The following is an 8090-nucleotide window of genomic DNA, read 5'->3' as shown; positions in this document are numbered from 1 at the left end:
ATCGGCCGCCCCGGCCGGGCGTCCCCGCGCCCGGCCGGTCCCACCGTGCCCTGCCCCCGCGCGCACGAAGTCGGCGACTCCGGTCCCACCCGTCACATTCGGGGTGAGTTGATCCGCGCCGGCGTTGTTGATCCGCGCGGGCCGGCGCGGCCGGGCGGGCACCCCCATCGAAAGTAAGCCACGATGACCGCGGTCCCGACGACCGTCTACACGACCACCGCCGTGTCCACCGGGAACGGCCGGAACGGGCACGCCCGCACCACCGACGGCGTGCTCGACCTCGACCTCACCTCGCCCCGCCCCGGCGCCGGGCCGGGCGACCCGACCAATCCCGAGCAGCTGGTCGCCGCCGGCTACAGCGCCTGCTTCCACTCCGCGCTGAAGAACCTGGCCACGGCCGCCGGGCTGGACGTCACCGGTTCCTCGGTGCGCGTCGAGATCGGCCTGGTCAAGAGCGATTCCGGATTCGCCCTGCAGGCCGCGATCACCGGCGACCTGCCCGGGGTCGACCGCGAGGTCGCCGCCGACCTGCTCGACCAGGCGCACCGGCGCTGCCCCTACTCCAAGGCCGTCCGGGGGAACGTCGACGTGTCCCTCAACGTGGCCTGACCTGATCGTCGCCCGACCTGATCGTCACCTGACCCCGGCGGCCGGATCCTTCGGCCACCTCCCGGGGCCGAATCCATCGGAAGGACGTTCCATGACCAGTGTTCCCCTGTTCGTCAACGGCGAGGGCATGCGCGGCGGCTCGGTGCACCACAGCATCGCCGACCACCCGTTCCTGGGTGCCGCGCACACGGCCCCGATCTACCGCTTCTACTCCGTGGGCGACCGGTTCCCGGCGCTGTGGCCGGTCGCCGACGGTGGCGTGTCGGTGGTCGGCGAGCTGTACGACGTGCCCCTGACCACCCTGCGCGAGCGGTTCATCCCGGCCGAGCCGGAGGAGCTGGAGCTGTCGGTCATCCAGTTGGCCGACGGGTCCTCCGCCGTCGCGGTGGTGCTCCGGCCGAACTACCTGGACTCGGCCGAGCTGATCGACATCTCCGACCGGGACGGGTGGCGGGCCTACCGCGACCGGGCCGGCGCCGGCCGGATGTGAACCGGGCTTCGCAGCGCGGACAACCTCGCGCGGCGTCGGGCGTCCAGAAGACCATGGCCACGAGCACCCTCATCGCCCCCACCGACCTGATCATCTCCACCGGCGTCCGGCCCACCGTGCTGGTCGTGCGCTTCGCCGACGCGCACCCCACGCGGGACGCCGCCCGGCTCGCCCAGCACCTCATCGCCCACCGGATGCCCGGGGTCGAGGGTGTCGACGTCGTCGACGCGGCCGGCGACGCGCGGGTCGTCATGTCGTTCGACCCGCACACCATCACCCGCGGCCACCTGGAGCTGCTGGTGCAGGACGCCGCCGCGCACGTCTGATCCGCCGGCCTCACACGAACGCGGCGATGCCCTCCCAGGCGCCCGCCGGGACCTCGGCGTCGTCCCGGAGGATCGACGCCTCGATCAGCCCGTACGGCCGGTCGGCGGCGTAGAACACCTGGTTGGGATTGTCCAGGTCCCACTGGCCGAGGTCGACCAGGAAGTGGTGCTTGTTCGGCAGGGACAGCCGGATCTCCGCGATCTCCGGCACGGCCTCGAGCGCCCCGCGGCCCATCGCGTACAGCGTCTGCTGCAACGACAGGCTGTGCGTGGTCGCGAAATTCTCCAGCAGCGCGGTGCGCACGGCGGTGAACGCGGCGTCCCAGTCCAGCTCGGTCGAGGTGAAGAGCCAGCGGGCGGTGACCGCCGTGGCCAGGATCCGGTCGGTGGTCTCCACCAGCGAGGTGTACTCGACCTCGGGGAATCCCCAGAACTCGCTCCCGGTCGACTTGAGCACCACCAGTCCGGTGAGCCCGGAGATGACGGTCTCCGCGGCCCCGTCCTTGCGGACCACCGTCGTCCGGCTCTCCGCCGTCCCCCGGCTGAACGCGTGATCGTGCGGTCCGGCCGAGGTCACGATGCGGTCCCACGAGTACTGCTCGACGGCCATCCGGGCGCCGGTGACCTGGTCGTACTTGTCGACGTAATTGCGGGCCAGGCGCAGCGCGAACTCCTCCGGGGAGCCGACCCCGCCCGTGCGGGCCATCGCGTAGATGGTGTTCTTCTGCGTGTCGGTCGCGATGACGTCGTCGTTCGCCCCGGTCAGGTGCGTGTCGGTGAAGTCCCCGATCAACTGGCTGGTCACGTTGACGTCGGTGATCGCATGCACCGGCGTGCTGCGGTCGACGAAGACCATCCGCACCTCGGCCTTGCCGTACTGGTTCGTGCCGAGCACGATCGCCATCGGTCGACTCCCTCACTGGACACCCTGGGCCCGCCCATGCTGGCAGACCGATGTGACGGGTTGATGTCGGCCGTCGGTGCCCGGACCGGTCAGGAACCCAGATACGTCGAATAGGAGTAGGTGCTGGTCAGCACGGCGATGTGGTAGTGCTCGCGGTCGCCCGACAACGCGAACGACACGCTGATCTGCGGGTAGAACATCGACCCGTGCCGGCGCTCGAAGTAGGCGGCGGTGTCCAGGGTGAGCCGGAACCGGCCGGGCGCCAGGTCGGCGGTGTTGAGCCGGAACACCCGGCCGTCGTCGTCGGTGGTGCCCAGCCCGACCTCCGCGGCGGCGTCCGGGTCGAGCCGCTCCAGCCGGGCGGGGATCCCGGCCGCGGGCCGGCCGATGGTGGTGTCCAGGACGTGCGTGCTCAGCCGGGCGATCGTCATCCCGGCAGTATCCCGCTCACCAGGCCAGCGACAGCAGCTGGTCCTCGCGCAACTCCTTGATCGGGATGCCGCTCAGCCCGGCATCGGCCAGCACCCTGCTCGACGCCGACCGCGGCAGCCGTTCCAACCAGTGGCCGATCGCCTGGGACAGGGCCGCCGGCAGCAGCTTGCCCATCAGCCGCAACCGGGAGAAGCCGCCGTCGGGATAGACGTCCACCCGCACGGCGGCGACCTCGCTGTCGGCGGCGATCCGGAAGCGGGTCCGGGCGTCGGGCGAGATCGGGCTCTCGGCGACGATTTCCCGCCACGGCGAGGTGGCCGTGCGCTGCGCGGACAGCCGGACCCGGCCGGGCGCGTTGCCCAGGAAGTAGCCGGTGTCGATCGTGACGTACTCGAGCTCGGCCGGCCCGGCGAGCGTGACGACGATGTAGTCGTTGCCGGCGGTCCGGCGGCGGGCGGTCTCCCACCCGTCGGCCATCGACGCGGCGATGCCCGGGTAGAGCACGTGGCGGGCGTCGGAGTAGAACATGTCCGAGCACTCGGCGATGTCGCCGCCGTGGTGGATGGCGGCCAGGTCGATCCGGTCGCCGAGCACGCGCGGGTCGGGGACCGCGGTCCCCAGCACCCGCAACCGGGCCACCCCGCCGTCGGGGTAGATGTTGAGCCGGACATGGCTGAACACCTGGCTGTTGTAGACCCGGTAGGAGTTCGCGGTGTCCCCGCGGGCCGCCGAGTTCGGCACGACGGTGGTCCATTCCGCGGCGTCCAGGGCGGCCCGGTCCGGTGCCCCGTCCACCCAGGTCGCCTCCACCGAGATCTCGGGCGGGTAGTTGCCGCGGAAGAAGGAGGTGTCGACGACGATCTCCTGCAGGACACCGGGGACGCCGAGTGCGACGACCGCCCAGTCGTGCCCCGGCGTGCGCCGGCGGCGAGTCTCCCAGCCGTCGTAGATCTTGCCGTGCGGGCCGAACGTGGTGGTGTCGTGGACCGGCGGCTCGGGGACCAGCAGGGCCTCGCAGGGGGCGAAGAACTCGTCGCTGACGTACCGCACGGACCCGCCCAGTGCTCGGCTGGCCAGGTTCAGATCGGTCCGCTTCATGGGGTGTGCTCCTTCGACGGGTGGTCGCAGATCGTGGTGGTCGCGGGCCGGGCCGCCGGGTCAGCGCGGGTCGTGGCTGATCAGCCGGCCGGCGACCAGCTCGTCGGACAGCTCGGTCCCGCGCAGCCAGCGGGCCCGCACCACGCCCCGCAGCTCCCGGCCCAGGTAGGGGGTGATCTTGTTGCGGTGCCGGATCGACTCGTCGGTGACGGTGTAGGTGTCCGCGTCGGCCAGGATGACCAGGTCGGCGTCGGCGCCGACCTCCAACCGGCCCTTGTGGTCGAGTCCGGCCAGCCGCGCCGGCCCGGTCGACATCCAGCCGACCACGTCGGCCAGCGGCACGCCGCGCCGGGCGGCCTGGGCCCAGACGGCGCCGAAGCCGAACTGCAGGCCGCCGATGCCGCCCCAGGCCAGACCGAGGTCGCCGACGTCGAGCAGCTTGAGCTCGGCGGTGCTGGGCGAGTGGTCGCTGACCACGATGTCGACCGTCCCGTCGGCCAGGCCCGCCCACAGCGCGTCCTGGTCGGCGCGGCCCCGGATGGGCGGGCAGCACTTGTACTGCGGCGCCCCGTCCGGAATCTCCTGCGCGTCGAAAACCAGGTAGTGCGGGCAGGTTTCGGCGGTGATCGGGACTCCGGCAGCCTTGGCCCGGCGGATCAGCTCGACGCCGCCGGCACTGGACACGTGCACGATGTGGGTGCGGCAGCGGGTGACCGTCGCCGCCTCGATACAGGAGGCGATGGCCGCGGTCTCGGCCGACTCGGGCCGGGAGGCCACGAACGCCTGGTAGTCCCGACCCTGCGGGGTCGGCGAGGTGTGCAGGACGCCGGGATCCTCGGCGTGCACCAGCAGCAGCCCACCGACCTCGGCGATCGTCCGCATTGCCGTTCGCATCTCACCGTTGGTGACCGGCGGGAACTCGGGCACCCCGGAGTCCTGCAGGAAGCACTTGACGCCGAACACCCCGGCGGCGAACAGCTCCGGCAGATCGGCCAGGTTGGTCGGCACGCAACCGCCCCAGAAGCCGACGTCGACCCGGCACCGGCCGCGGGCGGCCGCGCGCTTGGTGGCCAGCGCCGCCGCGGTGAGCGTCGGGGGCAGCGAGTTGAGCGGCATGTCGATCAGCGTGGTGACGCCGGCCGCGGCCGCCGCCGCGGTGGCGGTGTCGAAGCCCTCCCAGTCGGTGCGGCCGGGCTCGTTGATGTGCACGTGGGTGTCGACCAGCCCGGGGATCAGGATCTCGTCCGGCTCCAGCGTGGCCACCAGCCGGTGCGGCGGCGCGGTCCCCAGCGGCTCGATGCCCACGATGCGCCCCATCCGCACCGCGATGCTGACCGCCTGCTCCCGCCCGTCGACGAGCGCCCGGGGCGCGTGCACCACCAGGTCGACGGGCCGGTCCTGCTCGTTGTCGTCGCGCACAGTTGACCGCATCGCAGCAGAGTAAGCCCGCCCTGGTCGGCCGGTCATGGCCGTGGCATGTCCGGCAGATGACGTCCCGCCCACCGGGCCCGTCCGGTGGGCGGGCCGGCGCGTCGCGCGGGCCCTCAGCCCACCCGGCGCACCACCGGCGGCACCCACCGGCCGTCCAGCACCTCGTCGGCCGGCGCGTACAGGCGCAGGGTCAGGCCGATCGGGCCGGCCGGGGCGGGCAGCCAGTTGGATTCCAGCTCCGGTCCCGGGTTGGTCCGCCGAATGTGGATGTCCAGCGATCCGTCGTCGTTGTAGGTGAGCGGATCCCGGTCACCGAGGGCGAACCGGTCGAGTTCGTTGGGGATCTGGAAGCCCTCGCCGTCGTACATGGTGACGGACCAGAACGCGTGCACCGGTGGCAGTTCGGCCTTCTCGAAGTGCAGGAGGTAGTCGTGGTCACCGGTCAACGGATGCCCGTCCGCATCGGCCCGCGCCAGCGGGTACACCGCGTCCTGGGCCGGATTGGCCCCCAGCCCGACCAGCGTGATGACCGCCCGGCGCAGGTACTCGTTGCCGTACACGCCCATCGCGGTGGTCAGCACCAGCCACCCGTTGACCGGCACGCCGGCGTGCGTGACGCCGGAGCGGATCTCGGCCAACCCGTCGGTCGCGCCCTGCTGGATCAGGGCGAGCTCATCGGTGTCGAACCCGCTCGGGTCGAACGGCCGGCCGGGCTCGATCCCCAGCCGCCGCAGGCGCATCAGCTGCGAGGCGTCGGTCGCATGCGGCGGGTTCGCCACCAGCACCTGGCCGGCCAGGGTGAAGAACTCCACCGCCGGCAGGTCGTCGACCAGCCGAAGGGGCTCCGTCGTGGTGTCGACGGCCGGATCGATCGCCGGGGCCGTCCACCCGGCCGGCGGGGTGATCCGCCAGCCGTCCTGGAACGCCCCCACGGCGGCGTAGTCCGCCGGGCCGTTGGTCTGGGTGCGGCCGATCACCCACAGGTGCGCGGTCGGGGCGTGCACGACGTGCGTGGCCGCCGGACCGTCACCCCGGTGGCCGGGCCCGACCACCGCGACGGTCTGCGGGCCGGTGCCGGTCGTCCGCTTGCCCAGGGTGGCGAAGACATCGGTCCACATGTCCACCATCGGCATCATGTAGTAGCGGTCGTCGCTGTCCGGCAGCTCGATCAGCACCGGTCCCGCGGTCAGGTCGAGCCAGGCCGACGAGTAGAGGGTGTCGAAGTTGGGCCGGACCACCGACCGGAAATCAGCGGGCGGGAAGCTGCGCATGTGATGGAACGCGTTCGCCGGGCCGAACCCCGGCTTGCTCCCGACCGGGCTGTTGACCATCTGCCGCCGCGTCACCTCCATGGTGACCAGGGGATAGAGGTAGATGTAGGCCTCCCGGCCCAGTGTCCGCAGATCGCTCGCCAGTGTGCTCATGCACCCTCCCAGATCGGCCGAGAGTGTCACTCCCAGTCGCTTCCCAGGGTCACCCATCACCCGTTCGCCGGCGTCGTCCGAGATGGATGAGACCGACGGCGACCGTCACCGGATCGGTTCGAGCACCTCCCGGCCCCCCAGGCCGGGCCGCAGCGCCGCGGGCACCCGGACCGAGCCGTCCGCCTGCTGGTGGTTCTCCAGGATCGCCACCAGCCAGCGCGTCGTCGCCAGGGTGCCGTTCAGGGTGGCGCAGACCTGCGGTTTTCCGTCATCGTCACGGAACCGCACGCCGAGCCGGCGGGCCTGGAAGGTGGTGCAGTTGGAGGTGGAGGTCAGCTCGCGGTAGGTCTGCTGGGTGGGCACCCACGCCTCGCAGTCGAACTTGCGGGCCGCCGACGAACCCAGGTCGCCGGCCGCGGTGTCGATCACCCGGTAGGGCAGCTCCATGTGGGCCAGCATCTGCTCCTCGTAGGCGAGCAGCTGCTCGTGCTGGGCGGCGGCGTCCTCCGGCTTGCAGAAGACGAACATCTCGACCTTGTCGAACTGGTGCACCCGCAGGATGCCGCGGGTGTCCTTGCCGTACGAGCCGGCCTCCCGGCGGAAGCACGACGACCAGCCGGCGTACCGCAGCGGGCCGCCGGACAGGTCGAGGATCTCGCCCGCGTGGTAGCCGGCCAGCGGCACCTCCGCGGTGCCGACCAGGTACATGTCGTCGGCCTCGAGCCGGTAGATCTCGTCGGCGTGCGCGCCGAGGAAGCCGGTTCCCTCCATCGCCTCCGGCTTGACCAGCACCGGCGGGATCATCGGGACGAACCCGTTGCCGATCGCGGTGGTCACCGCCAGGTTCAGCAGGGCCCACTGCAGTTGGGCCCCGACCCCGCGCAGGAAATAGAAGCGGGCCCCGGACACCTTGGTGCCGCGTTCGATGTCGATGGCGCCCAGCCGCTCGCCGAGCTCGACGTGGTCGCGCGGCTCGAAGTCGAACGCGGTCGGCGTGCCGACCTCCTTGACCACCAGGTAGTCCTGTTCGCCACCGGGCGGCGCGCCCTCGATGACGTTCGGCACGGCCCGGTGCGCGGCGGCCAGCGCCAGGTTGGCCTCGTTCTCGGCCGCCTCGGCGTCCTTGACCTGCTGGGCCATCTGCTTGCCCCGCTCCAGCAGCGCCGGCCGATCCTCCTTCGCGGCCTTGCCGATCGTCCGGCCGAACGCCTTCTGCTCGGCCCGCAGGGAGTCGGCCGTGGCGACCGCCGACCGCCGGGCCGCGTCCGCCGCCAGCAGCCGGTCGACCGCTCCGGAGTCCTCGCCGCGGGCGTGCTGCGAGGCGCGGACTCGATCGGGGTCGTCACGGACGATGCGCAGGTCGATCACCCGCTGAG

9 protein-coding genes are annotated in these 8090 nt (G+C 72.0%); 3 read left to right on the top strand and 6 right to left on the bottom strand.

Annotated elements, in window-relative coordinates:
• Positions 1-183: 183 nt before the first annotated feature.
• From ACOJUF_RS25695 to ACOJUF_RS25685, 3 genes are all read left to right on the top strand, one after another.
• Positions 184-609 (top strand): organic hydroperoxide resistance protein, encoded by a 426-nt coding sequence (locus ACOJUF_RS25695; protein WP_420124644.1) that lies wholly within the window; start codon positions 184-186, stop codon positions 607-609.
• 91 nt (positions 610-700) lie between these two features.
• Positions 701-1099, top strand: a complete 399-nt coding sequence (locus ACOJUF_RS25690; protein WP_420124643.1) for an allophanate hydrolase-related protein — start codon at positions 701-703, stop codon at positions 1097-1099.
• Between the two features lie 53 nt (positions 1100-1152).
• Positions 1153-1425, top strand: coding sequence for a hypothetical protein (locus ACOJUF_RS25685; RefSeq protein ID WP_420124642.1), 273 nt, complete (start codon positions 1153-1155; stop codon positions 1423-1425).
• Between the two features lie 10 nt (positions 1426-1435).
• Here ACOJUF_RS25685 and pucL read toward each other — a convergent pair whose 3' ends face one another.
• The 6 genes from pucL to serS form a co-directional block, all read right to left on the bottom strand.
• Entirely contained in the window at positions 1436-2329 is an 894-nt protein-coding gene (pucL, locus tag ACOJUF_RS25680) for a factor-independent urate hydroxylase (RefSeq protein ID WP_420124641.1), read from the bottom strand.
• A gap of 89 nt (positions 2330-2418) precedes the next feature.
• Positions 2419-2760, bottom strand: coding sequence for a hydroxyisourate hydrolase (gene uraH / locus ACOJUF_RS25675; protein ID WP_420124640.1), 342 nt, complete (start codon positions 2758-2760; stop codon positions 2419-2421).
• A gap of 16 nt (positions 2761-2776) precedes the next feature.
• Positions 2777-3859 carry an allantoicase gene (gene alc, locus ACOJUF_RS25670; RefSeq protein ID WP_420124639.1) on the bottom strand — a complete coding sequence of 361 codons (1083 nt, stop codon included), beginning with the start codon at positions 3857-3859 and terminating at the stop codon, positions 2777-2779.
• Between the two features lie 60 nt (positions 3860-3919).
• Entirely contained in the window at positions 3920-5290 is a 1371-nt protein-coding gene (gene allB / locus ACOJUF_RS25665; RefSeq protein ID WP_420124638.1) for an allantoinase AllB, read from the bottom strand.
• A 113-nt stretch (positions 5291-5403) separates the two neighbouring features.
• Positions 5404-6714: a DUF1254 domain-containing protein gene (locus ACOJUF_RS25660; RefSeq protein ID WP_420124637.1), complete on the bottom strand. Its 1311-nt coding sequence runs from the start codon at positions 6712-6714 to the stop codon at positions 5404-5406.
• A 105-nt stretch (positions 6715-6819) separates the two neighbouring features.
• Positions 6820-8082, bottom strand: coding sequence for a serine--tRNA ligase (gene serS, locus ACOJUF_RS25655; protein ID WP_420124645.1), 1263 nt, complete (start codon positions 8080-8082; stop codon positions 6820-6822).
• Positions 8083-8090: the final 8 nt, after the last annotated feature.

The sequence above is a fragment of the Nakamurella sp. genome (assembly GCF_048594475.1).
Classification (GTDB): domain Bacteria; phylum Actinomycetota; class Actinomycetes; order Mycobacteriales; family Nakamurellaceae; genus Nakamurella.
The sequence above is the reverse complement of the archived record's forward strand: the minus strand, read 5'-3'. Positions and strand labels throughout refer to the sequence as shown.